The sequence below is a fragment of the Acidovorax sp. LjRoot117 genome, from assembly GCF_964252695.1.
Classification (GTDB): domain Bacteria; phylum Pseudomonadota; class Gammaproteobacteria; order Burkholderiales; family Burkholderiaceae_C; genus Acidovorax.
Map to the genome: position 1 here is coordinate 39672 of NZ_CAXUPO020000013.1, position 16859 is coordinate 56530.

16 protein-coding genes and 2 pseudogenes are annotated in these 16859 nt (G+C 59.0%); 13 read left to right on the forward strand and 5 right to left on the reverse strand.

Features of this window, described 5'->3' with window-relative positions:
- Positions 1-143: 143 nt before the first annotated feature.
- Both ACSQ3D_RS23530 and ACSQ3D_RS23535 read right to left on the reverse strand, forming a co-directional pair.
- Positions 144-341: a hypothetical protein gene (locus ACSQ3D_RS23530; RefSeq protein WP_199226355.1), complete on the reverse strand. Its 198-nt coding sequence runs from the start codon at positions 339-341 to the stop codon at positions 144-146.
- Between the two features lie 257 nt (positions 342-598).
- Complete coding sequence (locus ACSQ3D_RS23535; protein ID WP_056419738.1) at positions 599-1705, reverse strand: IS5 family transposase; 1107 nt, start codon at positions 1703-1705, stop codon at positions 599-601.
- Positions 1706-2173: 468 nt separating this feature from the next.
- Between ACSQ3D_RS23535 and ACSQ3D_RS23540 the strand changes: the two genes are divergently transcribed.
- The 4 genes and pseudogenes from ACSQ3D_RS23540 to ACSQ3D_RS23555 form a co-directional block, all read left to right on the forward strand.
- On the forward strand, positions 2174-3145 hold the full coding sequence (locus ACSQ3D_RS23540) for a hypothetical protein (RefSeq protein ID WP_233589904.1): 972 nt from the start codon (positions 2174-2176) through the stop codon (positions 3143-3145).
- Positions 3138-4265 (forward strand): hypothetical protein, encoded by a 1128-nt coding sequence (locus tag ACSQ3D_RS23545; RefSeq protein ID WP_056419734.1) that lies wholly within the window; start codon positions 3138-3140, stop codon positions 4263-4265. Before ACSQ3D_RS23540 ends, ACSQ3D_RS23545 begins: the two co-directional genes overlap by 8 nt.
- Complete coding sequence (locus ACSQ3D_RS23550) at positions 4262-4930, forward strand: hypothetical protein (protein WP_124514000.1); 669 nt, start codon at positions 4262-4264, stop codon at positions 4928-4930. Before ACSQ3D_RS23545 ends, ACSQ3D_RS23550 begins: the two co-directional genes overlap by 4 nt.
- Positions 4931-5274: 344 nt before the next feature.
- Positions 5275-5742 (forward strand): annotated as a pseudogene (locus ACSQ3D_RS23555) (IS3 family transposase); the annotation flags it as partial.
- A 21-nt stretch (positions 5743-5763) separates the two neighbouring features.
- On the opposite strand, the gene ACSQ3D_RS23560 reads toward ACSQ3D_RS23555, so the two are convergent.
- On the reverse strand, positions 5764-6669 hold the full coding sequence (locus ACSQ3D_RS23560; RefSeq protein WP_082493268.1) for a LysR family transcriptional regulator: 906 nt from the start codon (positions 6667-6669) through the stop codon (positions 5764-5766).
- Positions 6670-6828: 159 nt separating this feature from the next.
- Here ACSQ3D_RS23560 and ACSQ3D_RS23565 point away from each other — a divergent pair, with 159 nt between their 5' ends.
- The 5 genes from ACSQ3D_RS23565 to ACSQ3D_RS23585 all read left to right on the forward strand — a co-directional run bounded on the left by ACSQ3D_RS23565 (position 6829) and on the right by ACSQ3D_RS23585 (position 10291).
- A complete protein-coding gene (locus tag ACSQ3D_RS23565) occupies positions 6829-7713 on the forward strand; it encodes an NmrA/HSCARG family protein (protein ID WP_056419726.1) in 885 nt (294 codons plus the stop codon).
- A gap of 14 nt (positions 7714-7727) precedes the next feature.
- On the forward strand, positions 7728-8300 hold the full coding sequence (locus tag ACSQ3D_RS23570; RefSeq protein ID WP_056419935.1) for a flavodoxin family protein: 573 nt from the start codon (positions 7728-7730) through the stop codon (positions 8298-8300).
- Between the two features lie 169 nt (positions 8301-8469).
- Positions 8470-9210, forward strand: coding sequence for an SDR family NAD(P)-dependent oxidoreductase (locus tag ACSQ3D_RS23575; RefSeq protein ID WP_056419724.1), 741 nt, complete (start codon positions 8470-8472; stop codon positions 9208-9210).
- Positions 9211-9272: 62 nt separating this feature from the next.
- Positions 9273-9773, forward strand: coding sequence for a hypothetical protein (locus ACSQ3D_RS23580; protein WP_124514001.1), 501 nt, complete (start codon positions 9273-9275; stop codon positions 9771-9773).
- The gene (locus ACSQ3D_RS23585; protein ID WP_124514002.1) at positions 9755-10291 is read left to right on the forward strand and encodes an MFS transporter; all 537 of its coding nucleotides are present in this window, start codon (positions 9755-9757) and stop codon (positions 10289-10291) included. Before ACSQ3D_RS23580 ends, ACSQ3D_RS23585 begins: the two co-directional genes overlap by 19 nt.
- A 298-nt stretch (positions 10292-10589) precedes the next feature.
- On the opposite strand, the pseudogene ACSQ3D_RS23590 reads toward ACSQ3D_RS23585, so the two are convergent.
- Positions 10590-10781: pseudogene (locus ACSQ3D_RS23590) on the reverse strand (hypothetical protein); the annotation flags it as partial.
- A 224-nt stretch (positions 10782-11005) separates the two neighbouring features.
- Here ACSQ3D_RS23590 and ACSQ3D_RS23595 point away from each other — a divergent pair.
- The 4 genes from ACSQ3D_RS23595 to ACSQ3D_RS23610 all read left to right on the forward strand — a co-directional run bounded on the left by ACSQ3D_RS23595 (position 11006) and on the right by ACSQ3D_RS23610 (position 14393).
- Positions 11006-12544, forward strand: coding sequence for an IS3 family transposase (locus ACSQ3D_RS23595; RefSeq protein ID WP_056419717.1), 1539 nt, complete (start codon positions 11006-11008; stop codon positions 12542-12544).
- Between the two features lie 780 nt (positions 12545-13324).
- The gene (locus ACSQ3D_RS23600) at positions 13325-13741 is read left to right on the forward strand and encodes a disulfide bond formation protein B (RefSeq protein ID WP_056419932.1); all 417 of its coding nucleotides are present in this window, start codon (positions 13325-13327) and stop codon (positions 13739-13741) included.
- Positions 13738-14274 (forward strand): DsbA family protein, encoded by a 537-nt coding sequence (locus tag ACSQ3D_RS23605; RefSeq protein ID WP_235504082.1) that lies wholly within the window; start codon positions 13738-13740, stop codon positions 14272-14274. Before ACSQ3D_RS23600 ends, ACSQ3D_RS23605 begins: the two co-directional genes overlap by 4 nt.
- Positions 14247-14393: a DsbA family protein gene (locus ACSQ3D_RS23610; protein WP_235504081.1), complete on the forward strand. Its 147-nt coding sequence runs from the start codon at positions 14247-14249 to the stop codon at positions 14391-14393. Before ACSQ3D_RS23605 ends, ACSQ3D_RS23610 begins: the two co-directional genes overlap by 28 nt.
- Before the next feature lie 23 nt (positions 14394-14416).
- On the opposite strand, the gene ACSQ3D_RS23615 is transcribed toward ACSQ3D_RS23610, so the two are convergent.
- Positions 14417-16801 (reverse strand): heavy metal translocating P-type ATPase, encoded by a 2385-nt coding sequence (locus tag ACSQ3D_RS23615; RefSeq protein WP_056419714.1) that lies wholly within the window; start codon positions 16799-16801, stop codon positions 14417-14419.
- Between the last annotated feature and the right edge of the window lie 58 nt (positions 16802-16859).

Genomic DNA, 16859 nt, shown 5'->3' on the forward strand with positions numbered 1-16859 from the left:
CATGCCAATGGATGCATGTAAAAAATACCACCGTAAGATACTGGCGTGAGTACTGATTCGGATGCCTTCTAGGGCCTAAGCTTTTGAATGAGCAAAGGTTTCCATACGCACGTTGAGCAGGTTGTTGGCGAAACTCCTCACCATCAAAGCTCCAAGTCGTCAATCATTCCATCGTCAACGATATATGCGCTGAAGTACCAAGCGAGATCGAACAATTCCAGTTTGGTGTCTTTGGGTTGACGTAGCTTCTCGTAGCCTGGTTTGAACTCCTGATTGCGCTCCGGGTGATGTACTAGGGCTATGGTCTGCACATCACGCATTCTGTTGAAGACGAGATTCATTTCCTTCCACAGAGTCTGCTCCCGGGCTTTGCCGACACAAAGGGCCTGGCCACGAGAGTCGCAAAAGACATAAATGCTGAAGCTGTCCTCAAGCGCTACTTTGAGGCCTTAGCAGGCTGCTGAAATACTCCCCCACCTGCGGCCTGCCTCCCTTGGCCCTGGCGCTGTTTTTTCGCCAAGTTTCCGTATCTTGAAATTCAGCACTCCATCAGGCCGGTTTTTTGCCTTTCCCGGCCCATCTCCCGCCTCTTTTTCCCTCACACCCGCCCCTGCAGACGGATTTGCCCCAGGCTGCGCAGTCGCGTGAGGTTGTAGCCCGCCATCGTCAGCACAAACATCTGGTCCACTTTCTTGATCCCGCGCACCAGCACCTGGCGCATGTGACCCACCGTCTTGGCCCAGCCAAAGCCCTGTTCGATCAGCTTTCTCTTTTGCTGCGAGATGGCGTAGCCTTCGCTGTCTGCTATTCCCTCGGGCACCGCAGATTGGCGCCCTGATTTGTTCTGCGCCACATGGGGCAGTACGTTCATCTCTTGCAGGGCTTCAATGAATTCCTTGGCGTCGTAGCCTTTGTCCGCGCCCAGCGTGATCGTGATGGGCTCATCGCCGGGCAATGCCTGTCGCGCATCGTTGATCATGGCCTTGGCCGCTTCGCGCTCTGCATACCCGTCGGCCTGGGTGACCACGGCACTGACCACCGGCCCATGGCGGTTGTCGGTGAGCGTGTGGCCCATGAAGCGCAACTCGCTGGCCGTTTTGCCCTTGCGGTACAGCCGTGCGTCCCCGTCCGTGGTGGATTCATGGGTGTCGTTGCTGCGCTTTTGGTCTTTGAAGTTGCCCGCATCGGTATCGTCGTCGCCCTGGCGGTCTTTGCGCACAAAGCTCTTGTGGCCCGCCCAGGCCTGGATCAGGGTGCCGTCCACGCTGAAGTGTTCGCCCGAGAGTAGCTCCTGTTCCTGGGCTTGCTGCACGATCTGGTTGAAGAGCTCTATGACCGCATCGTGCTCGATCAGGCGTTCGCGGTTCTTGCTGAAGACGGTGGGCACCCAGACCGCATCGTCCATGGCCAGGCCAATGAACCAGCGAAACAGCAGGTTGTACTGGGTTTGCTCCATGAGCTGGCGTTCTGAGCGCACGCTGTAGAGCACCTGAATGAGCATGGCGCGCAGCATCTTCTCAGGGGCGATGCTGGGGCGTCCACCTTTGATGTCGGCTGCGTACATCTGGGCAAACAGCCCATCCATGTTTGCCAGCGTCTTGTTGACCATCACGCGAATCACGCGCAGAGGATGGTCCGCGGGCACGAAGTCATCGAGATGGCGCATGGTGAACAGGCTCTCGGTGAAGGTGTCGGCTCCGCGCATGGATGGCTTGTCTGGTGGTTCGGGGGAATGTCTCGATTGTCCTGCCTCGGTGGCAGGCGCAGAGGGTTGGCGGGGAGTATTTCAGCAGCCTGTTAGGCGTATAGGAGCGCATCCTTGCAGCCGTTGAAGATTTACCCACTTTGCGGGCAACAAGTGAATCCTGTCGTGCTCGGGAATCGCGTCTCCTCATCGAGTCACCACAGCGTAGACGGTATTCTCAGAAAAGTACCGATACTAGGCTTTGTCTGCAATGCAGCGGTTGCAGACGGTGGCTTGACGTGAGCGAACTCACGCTGGCTGACCTCAAGCAGTCGTCCGCGCAAGGGCGCTAGCACTTGCCAAGGAACACAACTACGACCTCCCGTGACCGCTGGCCACCAAAAGCACGGCTCCATCCATAATCTATAAACAGTGTAAAGAAGCCGTATTTAGGGAGGCTCAGTGTCAGAAACGAGCAAGATCGCATTAATGGCTATGAAACTGTCTGATGAAGTGTTCTCAGAATTCTTCTGGACAAAGGTCGGCCCCGAAGATCAGAACTGGCCCTGTGAGGACAAGGTCCTTCATGGAGTCGACACGCATCCGGCGGATGTGGTCTTCTACTACGACGAGCCGTATGCGCAGCGCAGGACGTTCGTTCATTGCGACCTGAAGAGCTACGCAAAGGGCTCCATCACTACCGCGACCTTGCAGGGGGCCATTGCCAGCCTCGCGAAGCAGATCGCCTGCGCAGAGAAGAGCGAGCGCTGGCGGGACCTCTACATGCATGGCAACGTGACGCCGAACGTCTGCGGACTGCTCTTCGTCTACAACCACGACGGTGAGTACGACAAGGACTTCTCGTCTGTGCTGAGCGCAGCCACGCCCAAGGATCTGCTGCTGCCCAAGGGTGCGCGGCTGTTCGTCTTGGGCCCGCGCGACGTGCACTGGATCGACAACGTTCGGTACGACATTCGACAACTGCGTGGCGCCGCTGGGCCAGCTGCCTTGCCGGCGGCGCAGCATTGCAAGTTCTTCTATCCGCAATTGGACGGACGAGCCAATCTCCAGCCGGAGAAGGCACGCGCGGCCACGCTGGAGATGCTGACATCGCCTTGGATCGTGTTCGAGTACAAACATGGGCCTGCTCTCGCCCAGCGAGGTGTCATCGTGTTCTATCGCCGATCCGGAGAAACCGAAGAGGAGTTCATGTACCTTCTCGATTTCTTGCGCCACTACCAAGTCCTGGAGGATGCGACCAAGGTGGACATTCGGTCCATGGCCTCGGATGCTGCAGCCGCTGCACGCTTTCAAAAGGCCAAGCAGCGCTACGTCGAGAGCCTGGGCGACGACGGCCACTCGACTGAGCTGGCCGCGAAGGTCAACGCCATCGGCTACACGAAGATGACGCAGGCCATCACGGAGTTCTCTTCGATCGATCTGGGGATGGACTATGCGTGATCCTGGGCAGCTGTATTTCGCCACGAACAAAGAGATCCACGACCTGCTGTTCTCCGCCAAGCAGAAGGTGACGGAAGCGGTCTTGCTGGAGCTGCTGCGCGACCGCGGCATCTTCAGTTCGCCAGCCGAGTCAAGAGAGGCGCTGGTTCAGTACCTGTCGCTGCTCCCACACGACTACGCGGATGTGTGCGGCATTCTGGAGCGGCGCGAGGCCTCGAAGCGGGGCGAAAAGACGGCTACGATCTCGTTGAACACCGAACTGTCGCCAGACGAGCTCAAGGAGATCGTCAGCGAATACCAAAAGGCCGAAGTCCAGGAGGTCGTTCGCGCCCACAAGAAGAGCGAATCCGAATTCGTCATGAACGTGACCTACTCCGAGTTTGACTACTCCAAGACGCGGCTGCTGCAGCGCCAAGATCGAGATGCAGAGTTGGTTTTCACCAAGGTCGGGGAGCGCACCGAGATCCGCATACCGGCAACCGACCGCGCCCGTGCCATGGTCGACAAGCTGCGGGAGCGAATTGAAGCTCACAAGAAGGCCGTTGTGCAACTCGAAGAGATTGAGCTGACTGGCCTGACCTCGGCTGAGGCGCGAACGACGTTCTTCACGCGGCTGATCTCGTCGTTACCCGACTTTCCATTGATGACCGTCTCACGCCTGCGGGTCGCCCATTCGACCTCGGAGCAAGAGGACGATGACTTCGATATGGACGGTGACGACGTTGACGAGGCCGAAGAGAAGATGCTCGGCGTGGTCGAGAACGTGGCGCTCAGCGGTGAAAACCTGGTCGCCTCCGAGATGTACCAAGAGCTGAAGGACAAGGGCTTCTTCATCACGTCGATCACTTGGCGCGCGAAGCAGAACGTCCACCCCTACGCGATCATCGAATGCGACGCGGGCTTTGAGGATCGGCAGGCCGGCAAGAAGTTTCGCTACTCCATTCATGGTGCGCTCAAGTTCAAGAATGGCGCGTATACAAAGAACATCCGCCCGGTAAGCGAGGCGGAGAAGGCAACCCTGCTCGCGATGATCGAGAAGACTGCCCGTACCGTCTTGGCGCAATTGCTCGCCGAGGCGGCGGGTGCTGGTGCGGATTCGGAAGCGGGGACCACTTCATGAAACGCTATCGCTGGCTAAAGGCTCGATGGCCAATCTCTATGCGAGTTCTGGCCAAACGCCTTCGCGTGAAGGCGTTTGATGGAGAGCAGGTCGAAGGCTTCGTTCTGGATCGGGTCAGAGACGATTTTCTCGATGCCAGATTCGTGGAGAAGATCGAGTACGACGATACCGTTACCGACCCATTTGGGGTGGAGGCGAGTTTTCACCGCGTCGAATACCGAAGTTGTGAATTCAAGGCGGCAGTGGCCGGCCCAGGATTGGAACTCGTGGACGCCCCCCGCGGCGTTCAGACCATGATCAGCCGGCTGGCGGAGGCAACCGACTTTGCTTTGGCGATCAGCCCGCTTTCGGTCAACGTGCTGGACTGGGCGAGCGAAGTGCAGCGGCGCTTGAACGAAGTGGGGATCGTGGATTCACTGCAATTGGGAGCGATGGAACTCGCCTCCAATGTCCAGGCCAAAGCGGTCATCAAGGGCAGTGTCGACGTTCTCGGGGCAACCCAGGCACTCGTACACGGTAAGAAGCATGTTATCGAGAAGGTTCAGATCCGGTTCATGCGCCCCAAGCGCTTGACGGTGCTGTTGACGAACAACGGCGTGGCCCGTTTCGATCAGGAGCCAAGCGAGGATTTGCTTTCCATCGTCCGAGCGTCGTTGCCGCTGTGACGATTGGCCGGGCGTTCAAACCAAATATTGCTCTGGCGGTTAAGCGGGTGTCCTAAAGCAACGACTCACGGTGCCGCCGACTGCGTGGTTTCACGGCGGCGTCAGGAAGCTGAGCTTCGATTCGCCGGACTCACCGAACAAGGTCAGATTCAGGCGGCACCAACGCAACCTGCGTTGCCAGTGCAAGCGCAGGCCGACGAGTACGCATGCGAAGCGGTGCGGCCATCCAAGACAATTGCTGCAAACAATAGCCTTATTCGAGGGAGAAGACGATGCGCCTGAGATTTTTATTCGTCGTACATGTGCTTTTGCTTGTGCAGGCAAATGGCTTCGCGAAAGAGGGTATCCGAACCCACGAAGGCTGGCTGTACCTAGCGGTTGTGGTCGATCTGTTCTCACGCCAGGTAGTGGGCTGGTCCATGGGCAGCCGCATTGACACGAGCCTGGTCCTCGATGCACTGCTGATGGCGCTATGGCGCCGCCAGCCGCGTGCACCTGTCATGGTTCATTCCGATCAAGGCTGTCAGTTCACAGGCCACGAGTGGCAGACCTTCCTGCGCGAGCACAACCTGGTCAGCAGCATGAGCCGGCGTGGCAACTGCCACGACAACGCTGTGGCCGAGAGCTTCTTCCAACTGCTCAAGCGCGAACGCATCCGCAGGCGGGTCTATGCAACCCGTGATGATGCGAGAGCGGACGTCTTCAACTACATCGAAATGTTCTACAACTCACAGCGCCGTCATTCATCGGCGGCAGGATTATCCCCTGTAGAGTTCGAACAGCGACATTCCCAACGGCTCAACGGTGTCTAGGAATGCCGGGGCGATTCAGATCTACAGTGTCTTCAACCTTTTGGGGATCTGTTCCGCGAGAAACGCCATCAGTGCCCGAACTGTTGGCGATTGATGGCGTTGCATGGGGTAGACAAGCTGGACTTTCAGCGCGGACATTTGCCAGCCCTCCAGCACTCTGACCAATTTACCTGATGCGACCAGCGGCGCTGCCTGGAACTCGGGCAGTACGGCGATTCCCAGTCCGTCCAATGTCGGCGCCAGCAAGGCGTCGGAAGGGCCGATGATCAAACGTGAGCGCAAAAGTCCTTTTGCGGTTCTGCTTCGCGAATGCAGCTTGATTTCTGCGGCTTCCCTCGACTGCAGCAGGCCAGCGTGAGCACTGAGTTCACCGGGATGCACCGGCAACCCATGTTGGTTCGCATAAGCGGGGCTTGCAAATAGAGCTGGACGTACGGTGCCTATGGCACGGGCCTTCAGACTGGAATCGGCAAGTTCGCCAATGCGCACCGCCAGATCAATGCCTTCTTCGACGATGTTGACGTGGCGGTTGCTGAGCTTGACATCCAGTTCCAAATGTTCGTGTTTGAACAGGTACTCAGTCACCAGCGGAAGCAGCACAACTTTGCCAAATGTCGCTGACGCAGCTAGGCGAACGCGACCACTTGGCGTCTGATCCTGAGAAAGAAGGTCATGGGTGACGGCGTTCAATTTATGGATCAGCGGACTTGTTCCGTCCAGCAGGCGTTGGCCAGCGTCGGTCAATGCGAAGGCTCGGGTATTGCGCTTGACGAGGCTGACCCCTGCTGCCGTTTCCATGCGCGCCAGGCGGCGCGACAAGGTTGATTTGGGAACCTCCAGTTGGCGAGAAGCCCCTGAGAGGCTCCCTGCCTCCGCGATCTTGATGAACCACTGGAGATCGTCGATCGAGTAGTTTTGATTGTTCATATTTCGGTACGCCGGTGTCTACACAACGAGTCTATTTGTGCAAGGTTAAACCATAAACAATTCAGCTTGTTGCCGGGTCGAACGAGCACACATGGATCGCTTCCTTGCCTGCCCGTAGACCCGCTTCACGAAACCATTGCACACACTCAAGGAACTTTAATGACCATACTCGTTACGGGCAGCACGGGGCTTATCGGCTCACATGTGGTAGCGCTGCTAGCCGCGCAAGGCGCAGACGTTCATGCCCTCTCCAGAACACCAGAGAAGCGACAGTTTCCACCCGGCGTTACGGCGGTCAAGGGAGACTTCCAGGACGTGGATTCGATGCGCGCTGCCATGGCTGGCGCGAGAACGCTTTTCTTGCTCAACACTGTGGCCGCAGACGAAATTACCCAGGCACTGATTGCGCTCAACCTGGCGCGCGAAGCGGGTATCGAACGCATCGTGTACCTGTCTGTCATGCACTGCGACCGTTTCACCGATGTTCCGCATTTCACTGGAAAGCACACGGTGGAACGCATGATCGGACAGCTCGGTATGCACGCGACCATTCTGCGTCCCGCTTACTTCATGCAGAACGACGATGCCTTGATTCAGTCCGATGTTCTGGAGCGGGGCGTGTACCCCATGCCTATCGGCAGTGCAGGCATTTCCATGGTGGACGCGCGTGACGTGGCGGAAGTTGCCGCGCGACATCTGCTGCGCCGAGACGCCGCAAGCGAACCCTTGCCAACGGAGGTGTTGGATGTCGTGGGGCCAATCGCGTTGTCGGGTCAAACTGCCGCAGCTGTATGGAGCGATGTGCTAGGCAAGACCGTCCGGTACGCGGGTGACGACATCGGACCTTTTGAAGCGCGGTTCCGGAGTTTTGCACCCGCCTGGATGGCGTACGACATGCGGCTGATGATGGCGCGCATGCAGATGGATGGCGAGGTGGGCTCCGCTGGTGCAGTCGAGCGCATGCAGCAAGAACTGGGCACGTCGTTGCGGAGCTACCGCGACTATGCGCTGGAAACGGCTGAGCGCTGGAGGGCTGCCCAATGACGGCGAAACACACCATGCCATCCATTGTGGTTGTCTACCATTCCGGCTACGGCCATACCCGTCGATTGGCACAGGCCGTTGCCCAAGGTGCGGAGGCCGCATTGCTGGAGATTGATGCGCAAGGTACTCTGCCTGAGTCCGCCTGGATGGGGCTGGCTGCCGCGGATTTGATTGTGCTGGGCTCACCCACTTATATGGGTAGCGCGAGTTGGCAGTTCAAGCGATTTGCCGATGACTCTTCGGCGGCCTGGATGGCCCAGAAATGGAAAGACAAACTCTTCGCAGGCTTCACCAACAGCGGAAGCATGAGCGGCGACAAGCTGTCCACCTTGCAGTACTTCATGACATTTGCCATGCAACACAGCGGCCTGTGGGTGGGCACCGGCATGATGCCCTCCAATACCAAGGCAGCTCTGCGCAACGACGTGAACTATGTCGGTTCATCTTCAGGCGCAATGGCCACAACACCGGTCGATGCGGGGGTTGACGAAATGTTGGAAGGCGATATCGAGACGGCCAGGCGTTTTGGCGAACGGCTTCGGGACGTTGCGAAGCGCTACTCGAATACGTCGCCTCACAAGGCGTAACAGGGCGCTCCTTTCAGGATCCGGGGCTTCAGCCGCAGGGCCAGCCCCATTCGGGAATCTCCGCATCGAGTTCCGGCCAGCAGGTCGGGACGGATTGCGTCTGTGCACGGCACAACTCGGCTGCTCGCCAACATTAGGCACCGTTCGATACATAAATGGACTTGCAATCATGAAAACACTTCTTGGAAAACGTGCTTTTGTCACTGGCGCAAGCCGTGGAATCGGAGCTGCGGTCGCGCGTCGCCTTGCGTCTGAAGGTGCCGATGTCGCAATTGGCTACGAGAAGTCCGCCACGGCAGCGGATGCGATTGCCAAGGCGATTCGCAGCACCGGACGCAATGCCGTCACGGTCCCGATGAGCGCAGCCGACCCGACTTCAGTGAAAGCAGCGGTCGATCGCGCAGCGGCAGAACTCGGAGGGCTCGACATCCTGGTCAACAACGCCGGGATCTTCCGCACGGGCTCCATCGAATCCGCCAGCCTCGCGGATATTGACGAGACCCTTTCTGTCAACCTGCGTGCGGTTGTCGTCGCCACGCAAGCGGCGCTCGCCTACATGAGCAATGGTGGCCGAATCATCAACACAGGCAGCAACCTAGCGACTCGTGTGCCGGGAGGCGGAATGACCTTGTATGCGGCAAGCAAAGCCGCATTGATCGGCCTCACCAAAGGGCTGGCACGCGACCTCGGCTCCCGCAGTATCACGGTCAATGTCATCCACCCGGGCTCAACCGACACGGACATGAATCCCGCGGACGGCGAGCATGCGCAGTTCCAGTTGCAGCGCATGGCGATTCCGCGTTACGCGGACCCCGACGAGCTGGCCGCTCTGTATGCCTTTGTTGCCAGTCCACAGGCTCGGTCGATCAACGGAGCGGAACTTACGGTGGACGGCGCAGCCAACGCATAAATTTGGCCTCATCACGTTGTTGCAGCGAGCGGTCTTCTCGCTCGTTCGACGGCGTAGTAGCGATGAACGTGCGCCGCCTCTTGACTTTGCCATCGCCAAGTTATGAGAATATTGGAGGTTATTTTGTGATTAAGAAACTATCAGCATTTATTTTATTGGCGGTCATTGTTTTTGGAGCCTATAGAGGTATTGCGACACTCAATACAAGTGCGAAAGAAATTGAAAAAATTGATGCTAAAGACATTGTTGATGCTTTGGTTGCCGAGTCAAATGGCAAAACACCAAAAATGATAAATGATGAAATGAGATTGGAAAGCGTTAAAAAGAATGGACTGCAAATCACTTTCTTGAATACGGTAGTCTCTGCATCCTCTAATGAAGTGGACCCAGAAGAAGTAAAATCAATCTATTTTCCAGTTATGTCACAAAGCCTGTGTGGAAGCGAAAATATGTTGATCGCTTTATCTAAAGGTGTCGTGTTTAGGTATGTATATCAAGGTAATGATGAAAAAAATATTACTGAATACACAATAGATCGTACATCATGTGGTGGAAACTCATAACAAGGCGCTCCAGCACCGCACATTTCTTGTGCTCGACAGTTTGTAAGTTGGTTTTTTGGAAGCATTTTGCGCAGAAAACCACAAAAAACAACTTACAAATGCGGCTGAGCTTGGCGATGTTCCCCAGCAGATCCTCAAGCTGCTTTTGGTCACGGGGTGAAGCGGTTGTGAAAGCAGCCGTCTTCGATCCCGGTCTTTTCTGGCAATGGCTGGTTGCCAAGCTTGGTATCGCCTCCCGTCTTCTTGAAGGGGTTTTAGTGTCTTCCTCGTCCAGTGGCTCTACCTGCTCGGGCAACCCCGTGCAGTCGCCTTCCAAGCCAGCTGCAGACACTTCAATCTGGCCCGCCATCGCATCGCTGACGCTGGGCGTGTTCGGCCTAGTGATGGCCGAATTCCTGTCGATCAGCCTGCTGACGGCGATGGCCACCGACCTGGGCATCAGCGACGGCGCCGCTGGCCAAGCGATCACGGTCACAGCGCTGTTCGGAGCTGTCGGGGCGCCGTCATTGCACTGCTGACGAGGCGCCTGGGCTGCCGCGTCGTCATGCTGACGTTCACGGCGTTGCTGCTGTGTAACGCCATTGCCAAGCACGGCTCCACTTGGGATCCAAATTACCATTGCGCTTGACTTCCAAGACGGTTGCTCAGGGCACACGACGGCTTGTGGCAACAGCAGTCACTCCAGCCTCGATCGACGAATGACTGAGATCAGCCTGTAGCAGCCAAGCCGGACGCCGGTTCTGCAGCGCTTGCTGCCGTTCGATTCGTATAGCCGAACTCACGCTATGTACCGCATAGCGGCCATGGCCACGCGCTTCAATCGATGTCTTTAGGCTGCCAGCAGGGGCGCAGCGGTCCCGCTCTCACGGTCGACTCAAGCTTGGAGTGCCCCAGGAGCAGTTGCAAGGCACGTAGGTTTTTGGTGCGCCTGTAGATCAGCGTCGCCTCGGTTGCGGTGAAGTCGCGTGTTGTCCCGTCGTCGCTGGCCCGCCGAAGGCGAAGATCTTCCGGGAGCTCACGCACTGGTACCTTGGCGTGCCTGCCGCGTTCCCGCCGTATCGGGTGAGGTTGGCGGGATTCGGCGCCTGATGGCCACGCTTTTCTGAGGGCGACGACGCATCGCACGCTAATGCTGATGGCCTCGACTAGTAGAAGACGCTCGATGTTGATTTCCACGCAAAGCTGACCCACCGGGGATGCGGACAAAAACTTGGACTACCAGGAGGTAGTTCATGTATTCCTACGAAGATCGAATCCGAGCTGTTGAGCTCTATATCAAGCTGGGCAAACGCGTCAGACCCACAATCCGTCAGCTGGGTTACCCCACCAAGAATTCCTTGAAGGGCTGGTTCCGTGAATACGAGCAACGTCTTGATTTGCCAGCCGGCTACGCAGGTCGAGAACCCAAGTTCTCACCGGCCCAGAAAGCGGCGGCGATCGAGCACTACCTCACCCATGACCGATGCATCGCGGCCACGATGAGGGCGCTGGGCTACCCCTGTCGTGGAACGCTTACCAAATGGGTGCGTGAGGCATTCCCTGAGGCTAGGAGGGCTGTCGTTGGCAGTGTGGGCCAACGAAGGTATCCCGAGAGCTTGAAGCAATCGGGAGTCATGGAGCTTTGCACTCGGCAGGAAAGTGCGCAGGCAGTGGCTGACAAGCTAGGCGTGTGCCGGCCAACGTTGTACAACTGGAAGAACCAGCTTCTGGGACGTGAGGCGCCCGCATCCATGAAACACACTCATCAATCACCGCAGGCACGTGAGCGCGACGAGCTCGAGCGCCAGGTTGAGGCGTTGCGCCGCGAAGTCAGGCAACTGCGCCTGGAGCAGGACCTCTTGAATAAGGCCAATGAACTGTTAAAAAAAGGCCTGGGCGTCGATCTGCAGCTCCTGTCCAACCGGGAGAAGACACTGCTGATTGACGCCCTCAAGGAGCACTACGGCTTGCCAGAGCTCCTTGGAAAGTTGGGTCTTGCACGTAGTTCGTACTTCTACCATCGCGCCCATGCAGCGGTTGGCGACAAGTACCTTGGGGTGCGCCAATCCCTTACCGAGATCTTCGAGTCCAACCACCGCTGCTACGGCTACCGCAGGCTGCAGGCCTCGCTGACCAAGCAGGACGTCACCATCTCGGAGAAGGTGGTGCAGCGGCTGATGAAGCAAGAGAGCCTGGTCGTTGCAAAGCCCAAGAGGCGGCGGTATGCGTCCTACCTGGGCGAGATCAGCCCGGCACCGGAGAACATCATCAACCGTGACTTCCAGGCAGCAGCCCCCAACGAGAAATGGCTGACCGACATCACGGAGTTCCAGATACCGGCAGGCAAGGTCTACCTGTCGCCGATCATCGATTGCTTCGATGGGATGGTGGTGAGCTGGACCATTGGCACGAGCCCTGATGCACAGCTGGTCAACACAATGCTGGATGCAGCCATAGAGACGGTGACTGAAACAAGCGCCCGACCAGTGGTCCACTCTGACCGCGGGGGCCACTATCGCTGGCCTGGCTGGCTCTCGAGAATGAATGACGCGAACCTCACCCGCTCGATGTCCCGCAAGGCCTGCTCTTCTGACAACGCGGCTTGCGAGGGCTTCTTCGGGCGGCTAAAGAATGAGCTGTTCTATCCTCGGGACTGGAAGAGCGTCACCATTGAGCAGTTCATTGAGGTGGTCGATGACTACATCCGCTGGTACAACGAGAAGCGGATCAAGATCTCCCTTGGCTTCCTCAGCCCCATCGAATACCGGGCGAGCCTTGGACTTGCGGCATAAAACCAGTCCAACTTTTTATCCGCACCCCCAGTGGGTCACTTCTGCGTGGAAATCAACAGACAGTTTGCTGAGCGCATGCCGACAGCTTGCGCACCGCAGGATTACAAGTTTGTTATGTTCATAGCGCCCACTCGGGCGTGCCGTGTGGCCCGCACGGCCGGCGCGCCTGCATGCTTGCGCGCGTGCCGACTGCGTTCGAGACGCCAGTACAATTTTCTGGATGCGCTCCCCACTGCTTGTTCTTTTGCTGGTGCTTTTGCCGCTGCAATTGGTCTGGGCTGCAGTGGGGCCGCACGACAGCGCGCCGGAGTACGGGGTTTCGCTCATGACAGCACGGCACTTGTGCGAACACCACCAAATGGGCCTGGCTGCGGCCGACGAGAAGCGGGCTCGGGAGTCAGCTCGAATGGGCACTGCCGCTATCGAAGTGGAGTGCGGCACATGCCACGCCCAGGGTCCAGAGGCGCTGCCCGCGCGGCGCGGCGTTTGCGCGGCCGTCGGGCAGGAGCACTTTGGCATTTCTATCAGAGCGCGCTGGTCCCCAGTGCCTGCCAGCCGTCCCGAACGTCCTCAGTGGCACGCCCTGGCCTGACCAGGGTATCGCCCAGCAATCCACTGCGATCCCTGCCAAGCGTGCCGCCCCCTGTGGGCCGGCCTTGACGCATGCCTTCGGGATCTCTTCATGTCCATAGCCATTGGGCCGCCTGGCCCGCAAACCACCGCAAGTAGTCCTGCGACACCCCCTTGCTGCACTCCCCTGAGGATGCAATGGAGGCACCGATGAAAAGGACCTCATTGCTGCTTCTAGCCGCCTGGTTGACCGCTGTTGTGGCAACTGGCTGCGCGCTGTTCATCGGCGAGGTGATGGGCATGGCCCCCTGCGTGCTGTGTTGGTATCAGCGCATTGCCATGTTCCCCTTGGCATTGGTGCTGGGCATGGCCTTTTACAGCGATGACCGCCGGGGAGCGGTCTATGCCTTGCCCCTGGCGATTGCAGGCGCGGCCGTAGCGGGGTACCACAGCCTTCTGGCTGCAGGCCTGGTTCCCAGGGCATGGGTTCCATGCGCTGTAGGAGTGTCCTGCGCCGATCAGAAGCTCGACTTTTTCTATGGCATTGAACTGCCCTGGCTTTCCTTGACGGCGTTCATTGTTATCGCCGTTTCACTCTGCCTTTATCTGCGCAAAACAGCAAAATGATCCACCGCAAATACATCATCGCCCTCGTGCTGGGCGTCGCACTTGCCGCCTTCGGGGTAGGTGCGAGTCTCTACCAGAGCCGTGTGCACAGCAAGCAAGAGCAGCAGGCCTCCGAGCAGTCTGAGCGGCTGGTGCGCATGCATTCGCCGGTCATCGGTCCCCGCGAGGCGCCCGTGACAATTGTCGAATTCTTCGATCCCGCGTGTGAAACCTGCCGCGCTTTCTATCCGGTCGTGAAAGATCTCATGAAGCAGTATCCTACCCGGGTACGGTTGGTCATTCGGTATGCGCCGTTTCACCAGGGCTCGGGAGAGGTGGTCAAGCTGCTGGAGTCCGCCCGGCGGCAGGACAAGTACCTCCTGGTCTTGGAGTCCCTGCTGGCGGCACAGCCACAGTGGGCAGACCATGGAAGTCCCAATCTGGCATTGGCCTACAGTGCGGCCGAGCAGGCAGGTCTGGAATTGCGAGAGCTCGGGCCGACATGGCATCGCCCACGCTGGAAGCGATGCTGCAGCAGGATGTGCAGGACCTGACTGCCCTCAAGGTCGACAAGACCCCGACCTTCTTTGTGAATGGGCGGCCATTGCCCAGCTTTGGCGCCAAGCAACTGGCTGAGCTGGTAGCCCAGGAGGTCTCCAAGGCGGGCAAATAGGCATCGTGCGTCCCGGGTAATCGCTAGTGGGAATGGGCATGCTCCTTGGGCTGCGCAGGCTGGGCCTTGGCGGCAGGCTCGACCCGCGTGCCGCGAAGCAGGCGCAGTCCATTGCCCACGACCAGCAAGCTGGCCCCCATGTCCGCAAAAACGGCCATCCACATGGTCGCAGTGCCCACCACCGCCATCACCAGAAAAACGCTCTTGATACCCAGCGCCAAGGTGATGTTCTGCCAGAGAACGGCATGGGTGCGCTTGGACAGGCGCACGGTCTCGGCGACGCGCTGCAGGTCATCGTTCATGATGACCACGTCGGCCGCTTCCATCGCTGTGTCGGTTCCCGCACCGCCCATGGCAAAGCCGATGTCGGCCTGCGCCAGCGCCGGCGCGTCATTGATGCCATCGCCGGTCATACCGGTGGCGCCATAGCGCTTTTGCATCTCCTTGATAGCATCAAGCTTGGCTTCGGGCAGCAGATCTCCGCGGGCATCATCAATGCCGGCCTGCGCTGCGATGGCCTTTGCAGTGGCCGTGTTATCGCCTGTCAGCATGACCGAAGTCACTCCCAGTGCCTTGAGATCGGCGATGGCCTGTTTTGAGGTCTCGCGAATGGTGTCCGCTACCGCGAAGAGCGCCAGGACGCGCGATTCGTCTGCAAGAAGGGTGACCGTGCGACCTTGCTTTTCGTGGATGGCCAGCTCCGCCTCCAGTTCCGGCCCGCACAATCCCTGCTCGTGAATCAGCCGGTGATTGCCCAGCACCAGGCGCGCACCATTGACCCAGCCCTCGACACCGCGCCCCGGCAAGGCCTTGAAGCTCTCAGCCTCTGGGCCTTGCGCCTCCAGGCCCTGAACAATCGCCTTCGAGACCGGGTGATCGGATCGGGCCGCCAGGCTGGCCGCCATCAGCTGGATTGCGGACTCATCGCCGGCACCCCACACCTGCCACTTCACCAACTTGGGTTTGCCCTCGGTGATGGTGCCCGTCTTGTCCAGCGCAACGGCCTTCAGGAGCCGGGCGTCTTCCAGGTAGGTTCCGCCCTTGATCAGGATCCCGCGGCGCGCTCCCGCGGCCAATCCGCTGACCACTGTGACGGGTGTGGAAATGACCAGAGCACATGGACAGGCGATCACCAGCAGCACCAAGGCCTTATAGAGCGCCTCCAGCCAGGTCAGGCCCATCAGGAAAGGGGTCAGCACCGCTACCGCCACGGCAATGGCGAAGACAGCCGGGGTGTAGATCGAGGCAAAGCGGTCGACGAAGCGCTGCGTCGGTGCACGCGTGCCCTGCGCCTGCTCCACGGCCTGGATGATCCTGGCCAGGGTGGTGTTGCTGGACAAGGCAGTAACCTCAAACTCCAGTTCACCAGTTTCGTTGATGGTCCCTGCGAACACCTGGTCGCCAGGCGCTTTGTCCACTGGAATGCTCTCTCCAGTCACCGGCGCCTGGTTGATGGCCCCGTTGCCCTTGGTCACCTTGCCGTCCAGGGGCACCCTCTCGCCTGGCTTGATGCGCACGGTTGCTCCAATGGCCACCGAAGCCACCGGTGTAGCAGACCACGACCCATTTGCTCCCAGAACCAGTGCCTCTTCCGGCGCCAGTTCCAGCAAGCCCTTGATGGCGTTGCGGGCCCGGTCCACTGCCTTGGCCTCGATGAGTTCGGCAATCGCATACAGGGCCATCACCATGGCGGCCTCGGGCCACTGACCGATCAGGAATGCCCCGGTGACTGCCACCGACATCAGCGCATTGATGTTGAGCTTGCCGCGCAAAAGTGCCGCAATGCCTTTTTTGTAGGTGTCGATCCCCGCCAGCCAGATCGCCACGGCGGCGATGGCCATGCCCGCCACCTTCCAGACCATTTGGTCCGGTGCAAAGAACGACAAGACCTCTGCCCCAGTCGCGAACACCAGCGCAGCCACCAACCGGGTAATGCCACCTGCAAAACCATGTCCATGGTCGTGGTCGTCGGCTGCTCCGCCCGCCTGTCCACCCTCGGAGCTGGCCACAGGCTGCGGATCGAAGCCCGCTTTCCGGATAGCGTCGAGTGCCAACGGGAAGGTGCTTTCCTCTGCGTCGATCTTCAGCGTCCGTGCGCCCAGCTGAAAACCCAGGGAGCGGATTCCACCCAGAGGTTCCAGCGCCCGGCGAATCTCCGCCTCCTCGGCACTGCAGTCCATGGTCGCTATGCGAAACACCCGGCCCTGGCCACCCTGAGTGTGTGCCGCAGTAGACACCGGCTGTGGATCGAAACCCGCCTTGCGGATGGCATCCAGCGCCAAGGGCAAGACACCATCCTCTGCATCGATCTTCAGCGTGCGCGCGCCCAGTTGGAAGCCCAATGACCGGACTCCCTCTAGAGGTTCCAGCGCCCGGCGGATCTCTGACTCCTCGGCGCTGCAGTCCATGGTGGCGATGCGCAACAGCGTGCCTTTGCCTGGGCTGCTTGCGGCGGCAGGAGGCGAG